This window comes from Ruminiclostridium cellobioparum DSM 1351 = ATCC 15832, assembly GCF_000621505.1.
Classification (GTDB): Bacteria; Bacillota; Clostridia; order Acetivibrionales; family DSM-1351; genus Ruminiclostridium; species Ruminiclostridium cellobioparum.
The window spans coordinates 143,305-166,277 of record NZ_JHYD01000002.1; the positions used below are offsets into that span (position 1 = coordinate 143,305).

Here is a 22,973-nt window from a genome sequence, read left to right on the forward strand (position 1 = left end):
GCTACCTTTTCCTGCTGCTTCGGAATTCCTTAGGGGTCATGCTGCTGTATGCCTTAAATACCCTGTTGAAATTTCTGATACTTTCAAAACCGCACTCCAGGGCTATGTTGGAAATGCTGGAATCAGTTCCGGTTAACAGGCTCTGGGCCATGTTGACACGAAGTTTATTTACATAATCATTAAACTGTTCTCCAATCTTGCTGTTAAACAGGCGGGATATGTGAAACTTACTGAAACCCAGGTCTTTTGCAATACTGTCAAGTGTAATATTTTCGTTGAAATGGCTGCCAATGTATCTTAATAATTTTTGGATTGTTGTGTCATGCAGCTGCCTGCCGTCCTTAAATACAAAAATCCTGTCCAGCTTGCCGAAAATGGTATATAGCAGGCCTTTTACAACATATTCATTTCTATTGCCTGAATTTTCTGCAACAATCATGTCGAGCAGGATATTAATATCGTCACCGAAGGAACCTTTTTCAAAAAAGGGGCACTCCAGAGTCTTGCCGGTCCGTTCGCTCAAATATCCCCTTATAATATCCGGAGAGAAAATAAGAATCATTAATTTTGACGGGGCACTGCTGTTATAGCTGTGAATATCATTGGGAAAGCATACGGCTATATCGCCTTTTTCCAGGTCCTTTCTGATGTCGTTTACCGAAACCGTCACTTCACCTTCAAGAATGTAGACAAACTCCATGTGGGAATGAAGATGGGCGGGAAAAGTAAAGTTTTCTTCAAATATTATGGTGAAACCATCAGGTTCCCTGGTACTTATCGTCTCATAATAGGGGTACATGAATTACCTCCGTTGAATGGCTTTTAAAGGCCCATTTACTTTGTCTGCTGTATTTTAAATATACCATTGCACAGCAATGTATGTCCATATCATGTTAATATATTGCGAGATAGTTTATGAAATTGAAGCTATATTAATTATATCAATGATTTTTTTAAGGAGGATACCAGATGAAGTGTAACAAGGAGTACCGTTTAGGATTCACTGAAAAAGCCCGGACAATTCTGTCAGGCTTGACTCTGGAAGAAAAGGTTTGGCTGATGAGCGGGCAGATAAACCTGCAGGATGAATTGGCCAACATACAAAAAGACCCGGATAATCTGCACTATAATTATTTTCCGTATCCGGCAGGGGGTATTGAGCGTGTGGGGCTTCCGCCCATGCTGTTTTGCGACGGACCCAGAGGTGTGGTATGCGGCAATGGTAAAACCACCTGCTTCCCTGTATCCATGTTAAGGGGAGCAAGCTTTGACACCGAGCTGGAAGAGAGGATAGGGCATGCCATAGGAAAGGAAATCCGGGCTTTCGGAGGCAATCTTTTCGGAGGGGTTTGTATAAACCTGCCCTACAATCCCGGTTGGGGCAGAAGTCAGGAAACTTATGGGGAAGAGTCCTTCCATCTGGGGCAGATGGGTTCGGCGCTGGTTCGCGGCGTGCAGGAAGAGGATGTAATAGCCTGTATCAAGCACTATGCCTTTAACCAGATGGAAAATTCCCGCTTCAAGGTAAGTGTGGAGTGTGACAGGAGAACCGAGCGGGAGGTTTACCTTGCCCACTTCAAGGATTGCATTGACGCCGGAGCTGCCAGTGTAATGAGTTCCTACAACCTGTACAAGGGTATCCAGTGCGGCCATCACAATTATCTTCTCAACGAAGTACTGAAGGATGAATGGGGTTTTGACGGTTTTGTCATGAGTGACTTTTACTGGGGTGTAAAGGATACCGTTGAGGCGGCAAATGGCGGTCAGGACATTGAAATGGCACATACCATGTACTTTGGGGATAAACTTGTCAAGGCAGTAAAGGATGGCTTGGTACCCGAAGAGAGGATAAACGATGCGGCATTGCGTATAATCCGCACCCTGCTGGCATTTGCCAGCCGGCATGAAACAGCTGCAGACCAGTCGGTGCTGGCATGCAAGGAGCATATTTCACTTGCTCTGGAAAGTGCAAGAAAGGGAATAACGCTGCTCCAGAACAAAGACAATGTTCTTCCGTTCAATAAAAAGCAGGTGAAGAATTTATTGGTACTGGGGGTACTGGGCGAACTGGAGCCTATAGGAGACCACGGTTCAAGCTGGGTACGTCCCCCATATGTAATTTCACCTGTTCAGGGTCTGCAAATGGTTTCGCCCGAAACACAGATTACCTATGACAGGGGAGATGACCTCGAAAGGGCTAAGACGCTCGCCGGGGAAGCAGATGCGGTAGTATTTGTGGTAGGTTACGACCATAACGATGAAGGGGAATTTGTTTCCGAGGATGAAGCTGAAGGCTATACGGGCACAATGGGAGGAGACCGCAGATTTTCACTGGGACTCCACCCGAACGAGATAGACCTGATAAAGGCTGTAGGACCGGTAAACAGTAATTCGGCCGCAGTATTGTTCGGCGGAAACATGATAATGATAACAGAGTGGAAGGACTGTGTCAGCTCAATACTTATGGCATATTACCCTGGAATGGAAGGGGGAAGGGCTATGGCTGAAATCTTGTTCGGCGATGTCAATCCAAGCGGAAAGCTCCCCTTTGTTCTTCCATATAAGGAAAGTGACCTGCCAAAGGTTGAGTGGGATACCACCTCCCAATATTATGACTATTATCACGGCTATACAAAGCTTGAGAAAGAGGGTGTCAAACCGCTCCTGCCATACGGCTTTGGAATGTCCTATACCACTTTCAGCGTATCGGATGCCTCTTTTGGGGCCGAAGGCAATAAGGTGACCGCTTCCTGCAGGCTGAAGAATGCCGGCAATCTGGAAGGAACAGAGGTTGTCCAGCTGTATGCGGGTTTCAGGAATTCCTCCGTAGACAGGCCGGCAAAGGTTCTCAGAGGGTTTGCCAGAGTGACGCTGAAGCCGGGCGAGGAAAGGCATGTAAGTATTTCCTGCCCTGTAGAAAAGCTGTGCTACTTCAATGAAAAAACAAATCAAATGGAGCTTGAACACATGGAATACGAATTGTATATCGGAACAAGCTCCTGTGATAAAGATCTGATAAGGGGGACTGTCAAGCTTTAAACCCCATGAACTAATGGCAAATCAGCTTGCTGCGGCAATACGCGGTGATTAGGGATAGTAAAAGAGAAGGTTGTATTCGGCCGCCTTTTTGTTTATAATTGTTATGGCCGTGAGCCCATGAAACAGCAAACCGGTGAAAGATATTGCATATGTATTTCCCGCAGATATGATCAAATATAATATGTATTGGAATTGGATTTATATAAAGTAATGATTCGGAGTTAAAACGGGGAGAAATGTAAATGAGTGAGAAATACAGAAGAGTTGTAATGACCGTGTTCGGTGTGCTGACAGCGGGCTTCAGTGTAGGAATGTTCAATTTTTCAGCTTTTGGGATGGATCCGTTCCAGGTACTTGCGCATGGTATTTCAGTGCATATGCCGCTGGGTTATGGGACCTTTTATTCAATTTTGAATTTACTTATGTTAATTGTTATATTTTTTGTGGACCGGCGCAAAATCGGTCTTGGAACCTTTATAAATATTTTTTTGCTGGGATATGTGGTACAGTTTTCATCCTGGTTATTTGATTCATGGATGCCCGAGCCGTCATTTGGAATCAAGCTGTTATTTTTAATTATCGCTATAGTGATCATGTGTTTTGGTTCTTCCTTATACTTTACAGGCGACCTTGGAGTTTCGACCTATGATGCGGTGGCGCTTATCCTGTCTGAAAAGAAGGTTGCCAGATTTCAGTTCTGCAGAATCGGTTCAGATTTCATCTGTACCGTATGCGGATACTTATTTGGTGCAACTGTGGGAATAGGGACACTTATAACTGCTTTTTTCATGGGACCTGTCATTGCGGTATTCAACCGGAAGGTTGCCATTCCGCTCAGGTACGGAAGAAACAGGGAGCAGTGAAAGGTAAAAGGTTTAAAACCATAGGAAACAAAGCTTTGAATATGGAATTAAAATATGGTAAAGTTATAAAAGCCTAAATTATATATTAATAATCCAAATTTAAGTATCAAAGGAGGCTTTTTTTATGCCAATGCTGGATATGCCGCTGGAGGAGCTCCGAAGCTATCAGGGGAGTACGCCCAGGCCCAGGGACTTTGACGAATACTGGAGCAGGGCAGTGGAGGAGATGAACCGAACCGACAGCAATGTGGAGCTTGTTCCGGCTGAATTTAAATCTCCATATGCAGACTGTTACCATTTATATTTTACAGGTGTTAAGAATGCAAGGGTTTATGCAAAATTATTGATTCCCAAAAATGTACAGGGCAAGTGCCCTGCGGTACTGAATTTCCATGGATATACCGGACATTCGGGCGACTGGTTCGATAAGCTGCCCTTTGCCGCTGCGGGATTTGTGGTGGCAGCTCTTGACTGCCGCGGACAGGGAGGCAGATCGGAGGATACGGGAGGAGTCAGGGGAAATACCATGCGCGGACATTTCATCCGGGGTATTGACGGAGAGCCTGACAATATGCTGATGCGCAATATTTTTCTGGATACTGCCCAGCTTGCAAAAATTGTTATGGAAATGGAGCAGGTTGATGAAACAAGGGTCGGTACATATGGTGTTTCTCAGGGAGGAGGGCTTTCTCTTGCCTGTGCAGCCCTGGAACCACGCATCAGCAGAAGCGCTGTGATGTATCCCTTTCTGAGTGACTACAAACGGGTGTGGGACATGGATCTGGCAAAGGATGCCTATGAAGAGCTGCGGACACATTTCCGCTTTTTTGATCCGCTTCATACCAGAGAAAACGAAATTTTTGAAAAGCTTGGTTATATAGATATTCAGAACCTTGTGCCGCGTATAAAGGGTGAAGTGCTGATGGCTATTACATTGATGGACAATATTTGTCCTCCGTCAACCCAATTTGCAGTATTTAACAAAATAATTTCAAAAAAGGAAGCGGTGATTTTTCCGGACTACGGGCATGAGGCGCTGCCCGGTCAGAACGACCGCAGCTTCCGGTTCCTGATGGAGCTGAAGAAATAAATACTTAAAATTTATACGAATTGTACACGAAAGTGCCGCAAAATGATTGTTTTAGTTTTGCGGCACTTTCTCTTTATTCAGAAGTTATTCGAAAAAATTATCTCTGCCATACATAATTTATGATAAAATTTCAATAGATAAATATAGAATATGGAAAGGGATTAATCAAAAATGGATTATGGAATGATAGAAAAATATGCACAGCTGGTGGTAAAAGCCGGTATAAACATTCAAAAGAATCAGGTATTGTTCATCAATTCACCCATCGAGTGTGCCGATTTTACAAGGTTAATTGCCAGGACAGCCTATGCTGCCGGTGCCGGGGATGTAGTGATCAATTGGAGGGATGAGCTTTTTACAAAAATCCGGTTGGTGAATGCTCCTGAGAAGGCACTTGAACAATTCCCGGAGTGGAATAAAGAGCTATATATGTCCTATGCCCGGGAGGGAGCTGCGTTTTTAAGCATCTCGGCTTCCGACCCCGAGCTCATGAAGGATGTGGATTCAGAACGCATTGCCAGGGCAAATAAAGCTAAAAGCACCGCCCTTAAGGAATATTCCAACAGGTTGATGAGCAGTAAGAACCCCTGGTGCGTCATATCGGTTCCGACAATTGAATGGGCCAAAAAGGTTTTCCCGGGAGTACCGGGAAAAGAGGCGGTGGAGAAGCTCTGGGGTGCCATACTGGCTTCGGTCCGGGCAGATGTGGCAGATCCCGTTGCAGCGTGGGAGGAACACAAGCTGAAGCTCAGCAGAAGTCTGAAATTTTTAAATTCCAATGATTTTAAATACCTTGCTTATAAAAATTCTCTTGGAACTGCTTTAAAGATTGAGCTTCCCAAAAATCATGCATGGATGGCGGGCTCGGAGAATACTCCCGAAGGTCAGGTTTTCATTCCCAACATGCCCACCGAAGAGGTTTTTACACTGCCTGTAAAGACCGGAGTCAACGGTGTGGTTGTAAGTTCAATGCCATTGAACTACAACGGAAGCCTAATTGAGGACTTCTCCCTCAGCTTTGAGAATGGGAGGATAGTGGACTTCTCGGCAAAAAAAGGATATGAGGCCCTTAAACATCTCATTGAAACCGATGAAGGCTCACATTATCTGGGTGAGGTGGCTCTGGTTCCCTATGATTCGCCCATATCAAATTCCAAAATCTTATTTTACAATACACTTTTTGATGAAAACGCCTCCTGCCACCTGGCCATAGGGAAGGCATATCCCTGCTTCAAAGATGCTCCGGAACTGAATGAGAAGGATTTGGAGGAGCGGGGAGTGAATGATTCTCTTGAGCACGTGGATTTTATGGTGGGGACTGCCGATCTGGAGATTACCGGAATAAAATCCTCGGGTGAAGAGATACCGGTATTCCGCTCGGGCAACTTTGCCTTTTAAATAAGAAAGTTGACAGCAGTCAGCCATGCCCGATCAGAAGGAAAAATCAGATCCGGGCATGGCTTATAGGCATCATCGCAAAGGAGTGCCGCTCCAGCCGTCCGGGGAGCAGAGGATTTGGTTTACAGCCTGCAGATAATTGGCAGAGGTATGACATTTCTTTATCTTTTTCATAAGCTTGCCGTCCCTGTCGGTGTGAACCGAAATATATGACCAGAACTCTTTCATCTTGTCACACAGATGTTTGTCTCCCGAGAGTATGCTTTGATAATACGTGTAAATTTCATCGTGAAATTCCTTTATCATGCTCATTTTATGGGCGGGAGGAACGGTTTTTCCCTTTATGAGGGCCGGCAGAAAAGGATCACTCAGCGCACCTCTGCCCAGCATAAAGTTCTTTATATATGGGAAGCGTTTACTTACACGTATATAGTCATCATAAGTGAATATGTCGCCGTTATAGGTTATCTGATGTCTGCATGCCGAGGCAAGAGCCTCAAAGGAATCAGGGTCAACGCTGCCGGTATACATCTGGATACCGGTGCGGGCATGTATGATGACACCTCCCAGAGGATATCGGTTGAGAATTTCCATTACGCGCAGCCCTTCTTCGGAACTTTCTAACCCCAGCCTCATTTTAACTGTCAAAGTGTAGGGCTTGTGGGCACAGACAATATCAAGGAAGTTTTCTATCATATCAGGATAAGGCAGGATGCCCGAACCCTTTTTTTTATTTGTTACCATGGGAAAGGGACAGCCGATATTCCAGTTTATTTCTTTATAGCCCATTTCATATATGGCCGAGGAAAATATACGGAAATCGTCCCCGTTGTTGCCCAGAAGCTGGGGGATGACCTTAACCTGAGCAGCATTATGTTCAGGAAGAATATCCTTTAGTAGTGAAGTGCTGATTTTTTTGTGATCGGCAGTGGCAACAAACGGTGAATAAAACGCGTCAATACCGCCGAATATCCTTGCAAATGAATTTCTGTAGCCTGCTATGGTCATTCCCTGAACCGGGGCCAGATAAAGGTTCATATGTTGTTGTTACTCCTCTGATTCTAGAATTAATTCATTCTAAATGATATACAGTTATCGGGATAAAAACAATAGCCAAAAAAATTTTCATATATTTTTCATTTTCCCTAATAATTTCAAGATTAGTGGTCATACTAAACATTGGTAAATACCATAATATTTAGGAGGTATTAAATATGAAAAATAGAAATTTATTGGTTGCAGCAGTATTAGTACTTACAATTTCGCTATTTTCAGGTTGTGCAAAGAAGGAACAGCTGCCCGGTACTTCAACCACTCAGCAAACAACAACGCCGACAACAGCAGCAATTACCACAGCTGCAGGTTCGACAGCCGCCGGATCAACAGCAGCAGCTACCTCTACCGCCGATGCAATAACTTCCGCTTCGATAGTGGATAATGCGGCAGCTTTTGAAAAGGCCATAAGCAGTGGAGGGACCTGGATTATTGCAATTACAAAGGATCTCACCATAAATAAGGACATCTCGCTTGACGGTGAGTACAAGAACGGAAAGAAAGATACCGCCGGTAAGGATGTTATCCAGAGAAAGGTTGCTTTATACGCCCAGGATAAGGATCGTAAAATTACTGCAAGGTATACCCTGACAGCACCGAAGTTTACAATAAACAGCCCGGAAGCCAGTATTCAGCACGGGACCTTCAAGGGAGATCTGTATGTTACCGTTAAGAATTTCCAGTTAGTAGACACGAAAGTTGAAGGCAATGTTTATTTTACCACCGAGGAAGCCAAGAAAACGTTTAAAATGGATGGTGACAGCAAGGTCACAGGAAAGCAGGAAGTAAAGAAAACCTGATAAAAATTTTCAACTAACAAAATAAAAAGACAGGAGCCATTCTAAAGAGACTTCTGTTTTTTTATGCAATAAAGGCTGGATTCTCCGGTTATGAGGAAAAATATAGCTGCAGTATGTGAAAATTTTACCAAAAAACAAAATAATTTGTAATTGTATGTTAAAAATGGTAATATATTGGTATATAAAAGATATTATTCCTTTTCTTAGTATTGACTTAAATCTTTTACTACAATTTGTATATAAGAAATGGTTGAAAGTGGTTCTAGAATGCAATATTAAAATGAGAGGAGTATACATATGATAACACTGCAGCCGGTAGATGAAATTTTCGCTTCCTGGAGGAGATGCGTGAATATTGGGGTTGACAATTCAGCAAGTGTTATGAGCAGCAGTATTAATGAGGAGGGTTTACAAAATGCGCAGAATGAAAACAAAGAACTGGTATCAATATTCGTAAATCTTGAAAGCGATTTCGAGGATTTATCCCTCGAAAGAAATTTAGTTCTTTTACTTGTTAATTCTGAGGGTTTACTATTAAAAAAAAATGCTGCAGGGAGTTAGGAAGAAAAGTTGAAAAACTGGGAATTAAAGAAGGAATGTCTTTTTCAGAAAGGGCAATCGGCACAAATGCCATTGCATTGTCAATCAAGTTAAAAAAAGCGGTTTATACTATTCCTCAGCATCATTATAGTGATCTGCTGAAGGAATTTTTCCTTTATGCCGTTCCGTTGTTTTTTAAGGGAGAGGTATTGGGATATCTGGTACTGTGCAGATTAAATGAAAAAATAGAAATCGATCTTAAGATTGTTACCGATTATACGGCTTACAAGATGGTCAATGAGTTTAAAACTGAAATGAACAATTCACTTATTTCATCCGGAAAAACTTATTCCCTAACAAAAAAGGAAGTGGAAATTCTAAAGCTTATGGCTACAGGTCTGCCTGACAAGATTATCGCCTCAAACCAGGCTGTAAGCATAAATACAGTTAAATACCACAAAAAATTTATATTTAAAAAACTGGATGTGGAGTGCACTGCCCAGGCTGTTATAAAGTGTATCAAGCTAAACCTTTTAAGAATAGATGAGATAGATTGTTAATGAATTGGGAGTATTTTCGGCCTACCTATAAGAGTAGTTTTACGTACTTTTTGCATTTAACTACCCGAATGCATAGTGGCGGTGAATACGATTACTGTTAAAATATGTATTAACACACATAAGTTACAAAATTATGCAAGAGTAAACATATATTTTCAAGAAACCTTTATTTTAGCAATTCAAACCGGCTTTTATAATAATAAGGGAGAGAAGGATGTCGAAAATGCCGCTAATCGAAGTAAACAACCTTGTAAAGGATTATAAGCTGAATGTGAGAAAAAAAGGTTTATTAGGCTCAATACACAGCTTGCTTGTTCCGGAATATAAAATGAAAAGAGCAGTCGACAACCTCAGTTTTTCCATAGATAAAGGTGAAATGGTGGGTTTTATCGGACCCAACGGAGCAGGAAAATCCACAACGGTAAAGATGCTGACAGGGATTCTGGTGCCTACTTCCGGTCAAATTTCAATAGGAGGGCTGTCACCTCACAGGGACAGGAGAAAAAATGCGCTGCTTCGGGCGCAGCGGTATTTCTGGTTGCAAAATTTGTAAACCTTGATTCTGTACTTGTGAACGCGAGATACTACCAGGAGAGGATAACAATTTTAAGTACTGCCGATATACATGGACATATAGTTTACGATGAGGAGACCGGAGGTTATTATACCCTGGATGAAGTCAGTGTAATGGTGGGTATGCCATTGATGAAGCATATAATCGATGAGGTCAGAAACGAAAATAAAGATACTCTTCTGCTGGACTCGGGGGATTTGTTCCACGGAACAAACGAAGCCAATATCGAGAAGGGAAAAGGTGTGGTTGAAGTAGCCAATCTCAGGGGGTACGATGCAATGACACCTGGGAACCACGATTTTAACTTCGGGTTTGACAGGCTGCTGGAAATAAGGGGGCAGCACCTGGGAGATGATGATAGGGAGCTTGTAAAAAAAAGTTGACGGTATAGACCTGATTCTGTACGGCCATCACCATTTCCTGTATGAAAAGGCCGATAAGGTGAACAATACATACCTTGTGGATTCGGGCGGATATAGTACTCATGTGGGCCAGGCAGATATGTATTTCAAGGACGGCAAACTGGCCAAGCTTGACTGGACCCCAAAAAATATCAAGGATAAATCCAAAGCCGATCCTGTTTTGGATGCGGTTGCACAGAAGTATCATTCCATTGCTTTTGAGTCTGCAAAGGAAGTCGTGGCAAAAACTAAAGATAAGCTTGACGGCTTCAGATCCAATATCAGGACCAAAGAAACAACTCTTGCCGATTTGCTCACAGACGCCATGCGTGAGACGGGCGAAGCCGATATAGCCCTTATGAACGGAGGAGGTATTAGAGAGAGTATACCGGCCGGAAAAAGGCTGGTGATCATTACCACCTCCGACGGCAGTGCACTGGATAAGGACAAGTATTACAAGGTGGCCACAAATATTACCTTTACAACGGCGGAGACGGCTATGAGGAACTGAAAAAAGTCAAACTCCTCAACAGCATGGCTGCAATGAACATAAGGCTTGTACTTGTTTTGCAGGAAAACGGCTCCTTCATCATTAATGAATATGAGAACAAAAAGTTTAGGGATTTGCCTGGGATTTCAGAAGATACCTTTGGTATATGCTTTACATCCGGTTCGACATCACAACCAAAGGGAATAGTATTGTCCAACTCAGCTATAACCGGCAATGCACTTGCTGTTGCCCAACATCTTGGTTTTTCATCAGAAGAAAGGACAATTATTCCGAGATCACTGGCCCAGGCGAGCCCTATTTCAGGAGACGTTCCGATGGACATAAGCCGGGGAGGAAGAAGCATACTCCTGAATAATGTATTTCACCCGGCCATATTCCTGAAGGCTGTACAGGAATACCGGGCAACGAATTTTTATATCGTCAGAACCATGCTCCCGCAAATACTTGAGTATTCCCAATTAAAAAACTATGATCTGAGCTCCGTAAGGAGAATACTTATAGGAGGAATGGTAAATCCGCTGACAATATATCAGAGAACAGCCGCCGCCTTTCCCGGGTTGCGGGTATTTAACGCATATGGTACCTCGGAAGCTTCTGACAGAGTTACCTTCGGAGAGCATAAGGATGTTATTTCCCTGCCCTGTGTGATCGGAAAGCCAATGAGGGGCTGCGGTATCAAGATTTACAGGGAGGACGGGACTGAAGCCGCCATCGGTGAGACCGGAGAATTGTACATAACAAGCGATTATATGATGGACGGTTATTACAAATCGGCTGAGCTGACCGGAGAGGTACTGGGATCTAAGGGCTTCCGCGTGAGAGATCTGGGCTACAGGGATGAAGAAGGCAGGTTTTCCGTGCTCAGCAGGAATGACGACATGATAATGCAGGGAGCAGAGCTTATCCCATAGATATTGAGGAAGTGCTGCTGAAAAACCCTGTTGTAAAGGAAGCAGCCGTTATAGGGGGCGACGACGAGAGACTGGGGCAGAAAATAGTTGCTCTGGTGGTTTTGAAGGAGCAGTGTCAGGCAGAGGTAAAGGATATATATAAATGGTGTGTGGCGCGCAGCTTGAAGACAGGAAGGTTCCAAAGGAAATATACATTATTCCCGGGATACCGAGAAATGTAATAGAAAAAATCAGCAAGAAAGATATAAAAGACCTGTACCGCAGTTTAATAACCAGACAGGAGGCTATATGATGAGGAAGGAAGATATATCAATCGAAAGACAGCTGGTGCTTTTGACAGCGGTGGAAGGCTATATGCTGGATTATATAGATAACATCATTCAGCTGTGCTGCTGCCACCTTATACAAGGAAGCCTGCCTCATGATATGGATAGCCAGTTTGAAAGATTTAAATATGCAGTTGAGAGTAAAGAACCGTCAAAATGGCAATTTGATTTCTTTACACGTCTATTTAACGTAAATAGAATATTGAGTATAGATAAAAGCAAAGCAGAGGGTATGAACAGATTCCTTGACGCAAAATTCGGTTGATTAAAAAAAAGTATGAACGCGTTTTAAGTCAAGGAGCGTGAGTAAATGGAAAAAAGAACTGTTACGATACTCTGCTCAGGCTTTGGACTGGGGTTATACATACCCGGTTTGCTGGCTGCCCGGAGACGTGAGGAAAAGAACATTCCAACCTGTGTGGAAGTTAAAGAGAACAGACGGAATTTCATCATTCTTTCAGGGCACTGGCTGTATATTATGGAAGAATACCGAACCAGAACAGCCCCTGGTACCCTGAATGCTGAAATACTGTATGTAGGCTGTGATTTGCCTCCTTCATGAAAGGGCCTGCAGCAGTATGTTCCCGGTTATAATACCCGTTTCAGTGAATTTTGGCTCTACGATTTTGAAAACATGAAACTTCAATACCAGATTTCTGTTTCAAAAGAGGAACCATTACCCTATTCCCAGAGACCGGATAGATTTATTATCCATGGAGTCGGCTGGGGAATGGGAACCTACAGGTCCAAAATTCCACAACTCCGGAGAAGGGGATTGTCCCTGGATATTGTTGCCTGCGAGCTGCAGGAAGCCAGGACAGTACATCCGGAGACAGATGTTTTATGGTTGATCCCAACTGGTGTGCCTGGAATAAAAACAAAAAAGGTGTATTTGAATTTCCTCCCATAGGTGAAATATGTCAATCCAGGCCACCGTTTTTTTTCTAATAAGTACGAATACCATGACCTGTTTGACGTAACGGCAACAGCCAGGGCAAATAAGCTTTTCCGTGGAATAATCAAAAGGATGGATTCCGTCAGACTGCTTACCCCTTAAATTTACAGTTTTTTTAATGGTTTGGCTTCATGCAGGATTACTATTTTAAAATACTTCCTTTAATAAAAAAACAATATATATTACTTATGTTTGATTCTGAAACCAGGTATATAGAAATCAATTTTTTACATAAACCCTCCAAATCCTTCTTATTCACCAGAGAGGAATTAAATACATCTCTGGAATACGCTTGTTTCCAGGCAGTCACCTGCTTTGGCAAGCGTATTCCGGAAAATGTAGATCAACTGCCGCCGGATAAAATAAAGATTTCCATTTACATGGAGGATGATGGGAAAACAGCTAAGCATTGGTTGAAGTTGTACTCGCGTACCTGTAAAATAACAATAATCTACTTAAATGCAAAATTGAAAGCCAATTTTAACCGGCAATGTTAATTAAGGAAAATAGCGTGCAAAAGAGGTAAAATGTATCCATGAGAGCTGGCTCGGAGTACATTTTACCTCTTTAATGTTTTTATAGTACATAAAAGGATATATTACAGCAGAACTGTGAAATACTAAACCTTGTAATTCCAAAGTTTGTTTATGCCAGGCAAAATTACAACTATTTTGTAACTTTCAATTATTGTAAACAATTATCTTGAGGTATTAACATGGAGAATGTATTTGATTATGAAGATATTCAGCTGATTCCCGCAAAATGTGTAGTTGGCAGCAGAGCGGAATGTGATACGTCGGTGCAGCTGGGTGGAATAAAGTTCAGACTGCCGGTGGTGCCTGCAAACATGCAGACTATTATTGATGAGAATATATCTAAGTATTTGGCTCAAAATGGTTACTTTTATATTATGCACCGCTTCTGTCCTGAAAAGCGGCTATCTTTTATTAAAAATATGAAATCGAAAGGGTTGTATGCTTCCATCAGCGTCGGGGTAAAGGAGGAAGAACATCAATTTATTCAGCAGCTGGCGGATGAAGGACTTTCACCAGAATACATTACGATTGATATTGCACATGGGCATTCCAATGCCGTATTGAAAATGCTCAGGCATATAAAAAAGCTTTTGCCCGGCAGTTTTGTTATTGCAGGAAATATTGGGACTCCGGAAGCTGTCAGAGAACTGGAACATGCAGGTGCTGATGCTACCAAAGTCGGAATAGGTCCCGGAAAGGTGTGCATAACAAAAATCAAGACGGGTTTCGGGACCGGCGGTTGGCAGCTGGCGGCGCTCCGTTGGTGTTCAAAAGCCGCCAACAAGCCTATTATTGCCGACGGAGGGATCAGAACGCATGGGGACATAGCTAAATCCATAAGATTCGGCGCAAAAATGGTAATGATCGGTTCTTTATTTGCGGGACATGAAGAATCCCCCGGTGAAACAATCACTATTGACGGAAAGCTTTATAAGGAATATTTCGGTTCGGCTTCCGAATTTCAAAAAGGAGAAAGGAAGAATATAGAAGGCAAAAAAATGTTTGTCGAATACAGAGGACCGTTGAAAAATACATTGACAGAAATGGAGCAGGACCTTCAGTCATCTATTTCCTACGCAGGAGGAAATTCACTCGAGGCGCTTAGAAATGTCGATTATGTGGTAGTAAAGAATTCAATCTTTAATGGCGACCGGGTTTATTAAGTCTTGATATATTGCATAAAAAATGGTATAAGTCAGATATTATGTATTCATGTAGGAGGAAATAAATGAGCAGTATTTCACAAAGAATCGACAGACTGCCTGCTACTCCCATGCTTCGGAGGGTATTGTTCCTAACCGGTTTAGGCTGGATGTTTGATGCCATGGATCAGGGTATGGTGTCGGGTGTTATGGCATCAATCGGAAAAGAATGGCAGCTTTCTGCCACAGATCTGGGTTTGCTGGGAAGCGCTTCGGCTGTGGGTATGGCTGTGGGGGCCGCCGCAGCCGGCATGGTATCCGACAGATGGGGCAGGAGAACGGTTGTCACCTATACGCTTATATTGTTTGGGATAGCCAGTGCCATGTCTGCGTTTGCGCCGAATTTTGAACTTCTTCTGTTTTTCAGATTTTTGACAGGGCTTGGTTTGGGCGGAGAATTGCCTGCCGCCTCAACACTTGTAAGTGAGTTTTCTCCGGCAAAGGCACGGGGAAAAATGGTGGTGCTTCTGGAAAGCTTCTGGGCCTGGGGATGGATTGTGGCCGCATTGATAGCTTACCTGCTGCTGCCGGTATACGGTTGGAGAATCGGGTTCTTGCTGGGAGGGATTCCTGCCTTGTATGCGGCTTACCTGAGAAAAGGAATTCCGGAATCTCCAAGATATCTGGAACAAAAAGGACTTTTGAAGGAAGCTGATGAAATAGTAAGTAAAATGGAACAGCAGGCCGGAATCCAAGATGAGGGTACAACGCCCCAAAACCCGAATAAACAGGCCAAAAAGCAGCGGGTAATGTTACGGGAATTATGGTCCAGGACATACTTAAGGCGGACTGTTGTTCTGTGGATACTATGGCTGGGTATTAATTTCGGCTATTACGGTTTTGTATTGTGGACGCCGACTCTTCTGGTCGGAAAGGGCTTCAGCCTTGTAAAGGGTTTTGAATTTACATTGATAATGTGTATTGCCCAGCTGCCCGGGTACTACAGCTCAGCCTATTTGATAGAAAAAATAGGACGTAAGCCGGTTTTGGTCATTTATCTGGCAGGTACTGCTTTGTCTGCTTATCTTTTTGGCCATGGGGAAAGCGTAAATGCCATACTTATTTCAGGCTGCCTGTTATATTTTTTCAGTCTTGGAGCATGGGGGGCGGTGTATGCCTATACTCCCGAAGTGTATCCGACGAAAGTGAGGGGCAGCGGAACAGGCTGGGCGGCTGCAATAGGACGTATCGGTGCAATTGCGGCTCCCTATATTGTGGGAAGGATTTATCAGGAAAACGGCAAGCAGGCAGGGTTCAACAATGTATTTCTGATATTGACAGTAGTATTTGCCATAGTGGCTGTTGTTGTTGCCGCAGCAGGTATTGAGACAAAGGGCAGGACTCTTGATGAAATCAATTCATAAAACAGGAGTAAGGTCCGGAGCATAAATTTATGCATAAAAGCTGGAAGCATATAAAAACTGATCGGATAACCAATCAGTTTTTTATATGCTTCCAGCTTTTCCCGTTTTACTTGACTATACATATGTTAACAGGCTAAAATTTAAATTACACATATGACTCTTTAAGATATTTATAAATTTGGTAATGTTTATATTAATTTACTTGGAATTTTTTATCAAAATCAATGTAAGGAGCAGTTACAATGAATAAAAAAGGTAAGAAATCCATGTTTCACATCCGTACTTTGAGGCAGAGGATGAGCTTGATTCTGAGTGTATGTATGATATTATGCTTTTTACTGGTAGTATCGGTATCCTATATATCCTTGCAGGCGGCTGAAAAAAACCGGATAGAGACCACGATGCAGGCTGATCTGCTTCAACTGACCGGGCAAATTGACTCGGACTACTATACTTTGGTACAGCTGTCGCAGCAGATGTCGCTTGAGGGCAGCGTTGGCAGGCTGGTCAACAATTATGTCACTCAAAGCGGCGGATATGAACGTATCGAAATATCCGGGAGAATCACAAGCGATATAAATACCATGCTGTTCAGCCATGAAAACATATCTCTTGTCGGTTACTTCAGCGACGGCACGGCAGTGGATAAACCCGAAAAAATGTTGTTTTTCAGCTTGCCTGTTAAAGAAAATTCAAATCCTCTGAAATTGGGCACCATTGTCCAAACAAATGCAATAAGTCTGAATTCAATACATAGGAGTCTAAATTATTCATCGTCAAAGGATGTGGTTTCTCTTACCCGCAGGGTACGTTTCAGTGATGACAAGGATTATCTTATCTATGGGGAAATTTTTACGGGCGCGAAAAAAAACATCCAATCCCTTTCACAAATCCGTAAGGTGTCATATGATTTGCTGCAGGTTGATAATAACGGACGGATATGTTTCAGCAGCAGTGATGCATTCAAGGTCGGAGATACAATCAATGTGGATAAGGATGCCAAAAGCGGTACTGTTCAAGTGGTCGGCGAGTTCACATATCTTTCGGCCGTTAGCAAGTTTGGTTTTAGCAACGTGCTGCTGGTGCCTGAAACCAGCTATCACAAGCAGATGAATTCCTGGCAGTTAAGTGTTTTTTTTGTTTTTATCGCCGCGGTTATACTTGTGTCAATTACCGGTTTTTTGCTGGTCCACTTGATTTACCGGCCGCTGCAAATCCTTGGCCGAGACATGCTGGAGGTTGGAAAAGGCAATATTGTTCCGGGAAAGCATTCATTTCAGATTGATGAATTTGACAATCTTTTCAATAGATTTGATGACATGAAGCAGGAGGTTGTACAGCTGTTGGAGAATGTGCGTCAGCAGGAAAAGGAAAAACAGCAGCTGGAAATAGACAAGCTTTATTATCAGATAAATCCTCATTTTCTTATGAATGTACTGCATTCTGTCCATTGTATGGCAACCATAAACAAACAGCCTGAAATTGAAAGGTTCATATATAAATTAAATTATATACTTGGCTACAGCCTTGGAAAGACAAATACAAAAGCCACATTCCGGACAGAACTTAAATATTTGAAGCTGTATCTTGAACTTCAAAAGGAAAGGTATGATTTCGAAGTCTGGCTCAATATTGAAGAGGGGGATTATCTTGACACTCCCTGCGCGCGCTTTATAATGCAGCCCCTGGCTGAGAATGCCGTATGCCATAATATCAACGAATTCGGCAACTTATGGATTGAAATCAGGCTTGAAAACGAAAGCTATGTCATGATATCCATAAAGGATGACGGACATGGGTTCAATCCTGAAGGGTACCGAAATGATATGCAGACGGAAGGTAGTTTAAACAAGGGTATTGGTCTCAGGTATGTGGAGATGAGTCTGCTTTCTTTCTATGGAAGTGATGCACATCTAAGTATAAAAAGCGAACCTGAGGAAGGGACGGCCGTAACTCTGTTATTGCCTGTCCGGAAAGGAAACGAGCCATATGTATAAGGTACTGATCATTGACGATGACAAATTGGCACGAAAAGGCCTGATTTCAATGGTGCCATGGGAAAAATGCGGAATGACTGTTGTGGGGGATGTTGCAAACGGTTTGCTTGGACTGAATTTTCTTAAGACGCAGGAGGTGGATCTTGCCGTTGTGGATCTTTCCATGCCTGTATTAAGCGGACTGGATTTTATAAAGGAAAGCCGTAAAACCTACCCGAAACTGCAATATGTTGCCTTAAGCTTTCATGAGGATTTTGAGTATGTACAGAGTGCCCTTCGGCTGGGGGCGCTGGATTATATATCCAAGCTCAGAATGGAAGAAGAGGATTGCACCGAAATCTTTCAGAGAATAGCAAAAATCATGGGTAAAACTGATGAAATATCCCATGCCACGATTGAGGCTGAAGAGTTAACAGTTATAAACCCGGAAGGCTTTGAGCCCGAACAGTTTGAAAAAATGCTTGCCTCATGGCAGGGCTGCCGGTGGGTTTATGATGAAGGCCTGTTTATAAAAAAAATGAATGAGGTTGTCAAGTCATCCATCAGTCTGAGGCAAATGGAACGGCTCCTTATGTCAATTTCCCAGGAGATTGAAAGAGTATTTCAATTTACCAACAGGGTACCGTTTCTTTCGAAGAAATCTGAAGGTGTGGACTGGTTAACCGGCTGTTATGAAAATTTGTATGGGATAATTGACAGCATCACGGATTTTTCTTTTCTTCCGATATGTATGCTGTACGCTGTTAAGTATATAAAGGAACATCTTACAGAACGCCTGAAAGTAGAAATGGTTGCCCGGAAAGTAAATATGAGCCGCAGTTATTTTTCTACCAGCTTTAAAAATGTTACGGGCTATACTTTTAATGATTTTGTCCGTTATGAAAGGGTGGAGCTTGCCAAAAAATTGCTTCAGCAGCGGAAGGTAAAACCGTCAGAGGTGGCAGAAGCCGTTGGTTATGAAGACAGTAAGTATTTTTCGCATATATTCCTTACACAGACAGGGGTCAATTGTTCTGAATACATAAAACAAATGTCCTCCAAATTAAAAAAGGATGAGGATTATTAACAGGATTTAGGCCAATTATATATTAAATTCCTACAGAAAACTGTTGAAACTGAATAACTGTTTTGTGCAAATGGTACAAATCCAAGTTGTTCCCCCATACTTTTTTTGTTATCCTTTACTTGCCATAAAAAAAGGTTCAAGGAGGAATTTAGATGTCTACGTTTTACAAAAAGCTTGGTGCGTTTGTAGTGGCTTCTGCCATGCTGACTTCTGTTTTCGCAGGCTGCGGCAGCAGTAATGATTCCGGAGCTGCAGGCACCGGTTCTGCCGTCCCGTCTTCCGGCAGTACGGCAGCAGCAGATGAAAAGACTGACCCGTTCATGAAGTTTGACAAGCCGGTAACCATTCACGTTGGCCAGCAGGCTTACCCGACCCAGAAGTTCCCGGAGGGTGATACAAATGAAGATAATGTGTTTACCCGCTATCTTAAGGACAACTTCAATATTGAAATTGTGGTAGACTGGTCGGCTGCTACAGGTAACGATTACAACCAGAAGGTTAACCTTTGTATAGCCAGCAATACCTTGCCTGACGGCATGCAGGTTGACCGCAAGGCATTTCTAAGCGCAGCCAAATCCGATATGCTGTATGATTTCACAGAGATATTCCCAAAGTATGTCTCTCCACAGGTAAAGGCCATCATGGATTCCGGTGACGGTATTGCCTATGAATATGCAAAATATAACGGAAAACAGCTCAGTATGGTTGGGGTGGACGTTGCTCCGTCAGGACAGTCCATGCTTAACATCCGTCAGGACTGGCTGGATAAGTACAATCTCAAAGCCCCTACCACCATTGACGAAATTGAAGCGGTGGCAAAGGTATTCAAGGAGAAAAAGCCGGCAGGAAACTCCACTATTCCAATAGCCGGACCGGATAAGAAGAGCTCGGTATATACAAACTTCCTGCAGGCAGGTGTTATGTTCGCAGGTTTTGAACCTGTATTTGCAGCTTATGATGCCTACCCGGGGTACTGGATCAAGGACGGAAGCGGCAAGGCGGTATATGGAACCAATACCGAAAACAGCAAAAAAGCTCTCGAACGACTGGCCGACTGGTACAAGCAAGGCCTGATCGATCCTGAAATGGGTGTCCGTGACAGTTCAACCGAGCTGGTTAACTCGGGCAATGTTGGTATGTACTTCTGTGCATGGTGGTCCATTGGTTATGGTACTACCGATGCTTACAAGAAAACCCCCGGTGCAAATTGGCAGGCATACCCTGTAAAGGCCGATGACGGCAAATGGTATACGCGTATGCAGTGCCCCGTTGCTTCCTACACTATTTTCAACAAGAATATCTCAGAAGATATTGCGAAAGCGGCTGTCATTATGAATAACATTTGGGTCCGTGACGAAAACAAGCTGGGAAGTCAGAACACCTCCATATACTGGTATCCCCTGCGGAATTCCATGGGTGCCCTGGATGAATGTGAAACTTCATATAAAAGTCTGATCAAGGTTCTTGACGGTGAAGCAAAGGCCGAAGATTTCAACGATCCTTCAAGTCCTTACAAGCTTCTGTATAATGATGCAAAAAATGTAACAACAGTGGTAAAGGACTATTCAAAGGATAAGCAGCTTTCAATCTCGAATTTTGACGTCAACAGTCCTGATTTTGCCCGCCTGTATTCAATACTTATAGGTGCCCGCCCCACTGCATTGGCTACACCGGATAAATTGATCTACAGCGAGGTTTACAGCCAGACTCCCGCTATGGAAGCCAAATGGGCAAACCTGGAGACCGCCGAGAAGGAAATGTCTCTGAAGATTATTACAGGCAAGGACAGCACCAGTACTTTTGATGAGTATGTCAAAAAGTGGAACAATGAAGGCGGAACTGAAATACTTGCCGAGGTGCAAAAGGAAATGGATTCAAAAAAATAGTTAACCGGCATTTACTGATCTATCCCACAAACGGCTGTTCTGCTTGAAGAAGTGCATGAACAGCTGTTTGTATATGAATGAGGAGTGAAAATTTTGAACAAGAGAATGTCTTCTTTAAAGCTGCAGACCCATTACTCAATTATGGTTATACCAGGTGTTCTCTGGATGATATTATTTAACATTGTTCCAATGACAGGTGTTGTGATGGCGTTTAAAAATTACAACCCGGGTCTGGGGTTATGGAAATCTCCCGGTGTGGGCCTTGAAAACTTCAGGTATTTGTTTTCCATGAGCGATGCACAGCGTGTAATAATCAACACCCTGATTATTGCATGCTCGAAGGTTGTATTGAATATTGTAATTCCGCTGGCATTTGCTTTGCTTTTGAACGAGGTTACAAATATGAGGTATAAAAAGTTTGTGCAGACAGCGGTATATCTGCCTCATTTTCTATCCTGGGTTATTCTTGCCAGTGTTATATTGAATATCTTCAGTCTGGACGGAATTGTCAATCAAATTACAGGACTGTTTGGTGCCAAACCGGTTATCTGGTTCAGTATGGCCTCTTATTTCCGCCAATTGGTTATCGGGACGGATGTATGGAAAGAGTTTGGCTTTAATGCAGTAATCTTTCTGGCAGCACTTACAGGCATAAACCCGAATCTTTACGAAGCTGCTACCATTGACGGCTGCAGCAAGTGGAAATCCATATGGTATATTACCATACCCGGTATTACGGGAACAATTGTACTGCTGGGGGTTCTGGGGCTGGGTAATGTGCTTAACGCAGGGTTTGACCAGATATACAACCTTTATAACCCAATGGTGTATTCAACCGGTGACATATTGGATACGTGGGTTTACCGCATTGGTCTTGTCAATCTTCAATTCTCCTTGGCAACCACCGCCGGTTTATTCAAGTCTGCCATCAGCTTCATTATGATTGTTATTTCTTATTGGGCTGCTTATAAGCTGGCAGATTACAAAATATTTTAGGGAGGGAGAACTTGAATGGTTCAGAGTAAAACCCTGGGTTCAAAGATTTTTAAGGTTTTTTTGTATATATTGATGGCAGTTTTGACACTTAGCTGTCTATATCCTATCTGGTATGCTTTCTGTCTCTCCATATCGTCAAAGGTGGCTTCAAACTCAGGTATGGTAACACTGTATCCCGTAGGATTTTCACTGAGGTCCTATACCGAGATCATGGGGGACTGGAAGTTTTTTCATTCGTTCTGGGTGTCAATCCAGAGAGCAGGTCTTGGAACCGTTGTATCCATGCTTGTAATGATTTTGATGGGCTATCCGCTCTCAAAGACAAAGGAACAGTATAAGCCGCGCAATATACTTATGTGGGTGGTAATATTCTGTATGGTGTTTAATGGCGGCACTATCCCATGGTACATGACCATGGTTAATTATAAAATGATCGATAATATCTGGGGATTGGTTCTCTGCGGCGGCCTGCCGGTGTTTAACCTTATCCTCATAATGAATTTTTTCCGCAATTTGCCTCAGGATCTGGAGGAGGCTGCGGTTGTGGATGGCGCAGGACCCTGGAAAATCCTTTTCGGAATTGTGGTGCCCTGTTCCAAGCCGGTATTGGCCACCATTGTACTTTTTACAAGTGTGGGTTACTGGAATGAGTTTTTTCAGGGACTTGTGCTTTCCAGCGGTGACAAGCATTACCCGCTGCAAACATATATCCAGCAAATGGTGGTAAATGTCCAGGCCGCCAGTATGTCCCCCGATCAGGCAAAACTGATGAACGAACTTTCAAACAAATCCCTGGATGCGGCAAAAGTATTTATTGCCATGATCCCCATGCTGGTTGTTTATCCGTTTTTACAAAAATACTTTGTAACCGGTATAATGCTGGGTGCGGTTAAAGAATAGTATTA

The 22,973-nt window shown here is 43.0% G+C and carries 24 protein-coding genes; 22 read left to right on the forward strand and 2 right to left on the reverse strand.

Translation table 11 applies throughout. The features are described from left to right. Position 1: 1 nt before the first annotated feature. The gene (locus T344_RS0102785; RefSeq protein ID WP_027627443.1) at positions 2 to 799 is read right to left on the reverse strand and encodes an AraC family transcriptional regulator; all 798 of its coding nucleotides are present in this window, start codon (positions 797 to 799) and stop codon (positions 2 to 4) included. 170 nt (positions 800 to 969) lie between these two features. Here T344_RS0102785 and T344_RS0102790 point away from each other — a divergent pair, with 170 nt between their 5' ends. From T344_RS0102790 to T344_RS0102805, 4 genes are all read left to right on the forward strand, one after another. Next, a complete protein-coding gene (locus T344_RS0102790; protein WP_027627444.1) occupies positions 970 to 3,039 on the forward strand; it encodes a beta-glucosidase in 2,070 nt (689 codons plus the stop codon). A gap of 242 nt (positions 3,040 to 3,281) precedes the next feature. Continuing rightward, a complete protein-coding gene (locus T344_RS0102795) occupies positions 3,282 to 3,902 on the forward strand; it encodes a YczE/YyaS/YitT family protein (protein ID WP_027627445.1) in 621 nt (206 codons plus the stop codon). A 124-nt stretch (positions 3,903 to 4,026) separates the two neighbouring features. Next, on the forward strand, positions 4,027 to 4,992 hold the full coding sequence (locus T344_RS0102800) for an alpha/beta fold hydrolase (RefSeq protein WP_027627446.1): 966 nt from the start codon (positions 4,027 to 4,029) through the stop codon (positions 4,990 to 4,992). Positions 4,993 to 5,163: 171 nt separating this feature from the next. Further along, positions 5,164 to 6,390, forward strand: a complete 1,227-nt coding sequence (locus T344_RS0102805) for an aminopeptidase (RefSeq protein WP_027627447.1) — start codon at positions 5,164 to 5,166, stop codon at positions 6,388 to 6,390. A gap of 72 nt (positions 6,391 to 6,462) precedes the next feature. Here T344_RS0102805 and T344_RS0102810 read toward each other — a convergent pair whose 3' ends face one another. Continuing rightward, positions 6,463 to 7,428, reverse strand: a complete 966-nt coding sequence (locus tag T344_RS0102810; RefSeq protein WP_027627448.1) for a tRNA-dihydrouridine synthase family protein — start codon at positions 7,426 to 7,428, stop codon at positions 6,463 to 6,465. Positions 7,429 to 7,604: 176 nt separating this feature from the next. Between T344_RS0102810 and T344_RS0102815 the strand changes: the two genes are divergently transcribed. From T344_RS0102815 to T344_RS0102905, 18 genes are all read left to right on the forward strand, one after another. Next, the gene (locus T344_RS0102815) at positions 7,605 to 8,243 is read left to right on the forward strand and encodes a hypothetical protein (protein WP_027627449.1); all 639 of its coding nucleotides are present in this window, start codon (positions 7,605 to 7,607) and stop codon (positions 8,241 to 8,243) included. 297 nt (positions 8,244 to 8,540) lie between these two features. Then, the gene (locus T344_RS0102820) at positions 8,541 to 8,804 is read left to right on the forward strand and encodes a hypothetical protein (RefSeq protein WP_027627450.1); all 264 of its coding nucleotides are present in this window, start codon (positions 8,541 to 8,543) and stop codon (positions 8,802 to 8,804) included. A gap of 35 nt (positions 8,805 to 8,839) precedes the next feature. After that, positions 8,840 to 9,343: a helix-turn-helix transcriptional regulator gene (locus T344_RS0102825; protein ID WP_051571543.1), complete on the forward strand. Its 504-nt coding sequence runs from the start codon at positions 8,840 to 8,842 to the stop codon at positions 9,341 to 9,343. A 214-nt stretch (positions 9,344 to 9,557) separates the two neighbouring features. After that, complete coding sequence (locus T344_RS0102830) at positions 9,558 to 9,896, forward strand: ATP-binding cassette domain-containing protein (RefSeq protein WP_027627452.1); 339 nt, start codon at positions 9,558 to 9,560, stop codon at positions 9,894 to 9,896. Positions 9,897 to 9,913: 17 nt separating this feature from the next. Then, the gene (locus tag T344_RS31470; protein WP_027627453.1) at positions 9,914 to 10,300 is read left to right on the forward strand and encodes a metallophosphoesterase; all 387 of its coding nucleotides are present in this window, start codon (positions 9,914 to 9,916) and stop codon (positions 10,298 to 10,300) included. Positions 10,301 to 10,358: 58 nt separating this feature from the next. Continuing rightward, the gene (locus T344_RS31475; RefSeq protein WP_027627454.1) at positions 10,359 to 10,829 is read left to right on the forward strand and encodes a 5'-nucleotidase C-terminal domain-containing protein; all 471 of its coding nucleotides are present in this window, start codon (positions 10,359 to 10,361) and stop codon (positions 10,827 to 10,829) included. Between the two features lie 32 nt (positions 10,830 to 10,861). Continuing rightward, positions 10,862 to 11,740 carry a class I adenylate-forming enzyme family protein gene (locus T344_RS27450; protein ID WP_242842019.1) on the forward strand — a complete coding sequence of 293 codons (879 nt, stop codon included), beginning with the start codon at positions 10,862 to 10,864 and terminating at the stop codon, positions 11,738 to 11,740. Positions 11,741 to 11,751: 11 nt separating this feature from the next. Continuing rightward, positions 11,752 to 11,961, forward strand: a complete 210-nt coding sequence (locus T344_RS31480; protein ID WP_242842020.1) for an AMP-binding enzyme — start codon at positions 11,752 to 11,754, stop codon at positions 11,959 to 11,961. Between the two features lie 67 nt (positions 11,962 to 12,028). Continuing rightward, positions 12,029 to 12,331, forward strand: a complete 303-nt coding sequence (locus T344_RS0102850) for a hypothetical protein (protein ID WP_242842021.1) — start codon at positions 12,029 to 12,031, stop codon at positions 12,329 to 12,331. A gap of 45 nt (positions 12,332 to 12,376) precedes the next feature. Further along, a complete protein-coding gene (locus tag T344_RS31330) occupies positions 12,377 to 12,628 on the forward strand; it encodes a hypothetical protein (protein ID WP_027627456.1) in 252 nt (83 codons plus the stop codon). A gap of 72 nt (positions 12,629 to 12,700) precedes the next feature. Then, a complete protein-coding gene (locus tag T344_RS31335; RefSeq protein ID WP_207641812.1) occupies positions 12,701 to 12,976 on the forward strand; it encodes a hypothetical protein in 276 nt (91 codons plus the stop codon). 760 nt (positions 12,977 to 13,736) lie between these two features. Further along, positions 13,737 to 14,720 carry a GMP reductase gene (gene guaC, locus T344_RS0102875; protein WP_027627459.1) on the forward strand — a complete coding sequence of 328 codons (984 nt, stop codon included), beginning with the start codon at positions 13,737 to 13,739 and terminating at the stop codon, positions 14,718 to 14,720. Positions 14,721 to 14,785: 65 nt separating this feature from the next. Further along, positions 14,786 to 16,123, forward strand: a complete 1,338-nt coding sequence (locus T344_RS0102880) for an MFS transporter (protein ID WP_027627460.1) — start codon at positions 14,786 to 14,788, stop codon at positions 16,121 to 16,123. A gap of 242 nt (positions 16,124 to 16,365) precedes the next feature. Further along, complete coding sequence (locus T344_RS0102885) at positions 16,366 to 18,120, forward strand: sensor histidine kinase (RefSeq protein WP_027627461.1); 1,755 nt, start codon at positions 16,366 to 16,368, stop codon at positions 18,118 to 18,120. Beyond that, the gene (locus T344_RS0102890; protein WP_027627462.1) at positions 18,113 to 19,186 is read left to right on the forward strand and encodes a response regulator transcription factor; all 1,074 of its coding nucleotides are present in this window, start codon (positions 18,113 to 18,115) and stop codon (positions 19,184 to 19,186) included. Before T344_RS0102885 ends, T344_RS0102890 begins: the two co-directional genes overlap by 8 nt. A 152-nt stretch (positions 19,187 to 19,338) precedes the next feature. Beyond that, positions 19,339 to 21,072, forward strand: a complete 1,734-nt coding sequence (locus tag T344_RS0102895) for a type 2 periplasmic-binding domain-containing protein (RefSeq protein WP_027627463.1) — start codon at positions 19,339 to 19,341, stop codon at positions 21,070 to 21,072. Positions 21,073 to 21,156: 84 nt separating this feature from the next. Then, positions 21,157 to 22,068, forward strand: coding sequence for an ABC transporter permease (locus T344_RS0102900; protein ID WP_313561394.1), 912 nt, complete (start codon positions 21,157 to 21,159; stop codon positions 22,066 to 22,068). A gap of 15 nt (positions 22,069 to 22,083) precedes the next feature. Beyond that, positions 22,084 to 22,968: a carbohydrate ABC transporter permease gene (locus tag T344_RS0102905; RefSeq protein ID WP_004628117.1), complete on the forward strand. Its 885-nt coding sequence runs from the start codon at positions 22,084 to 22,086 to the stop codon at positions 22,966 to 22,968. Positions 22,969 to 22,973: the final 5 nt, after the last annotated feature.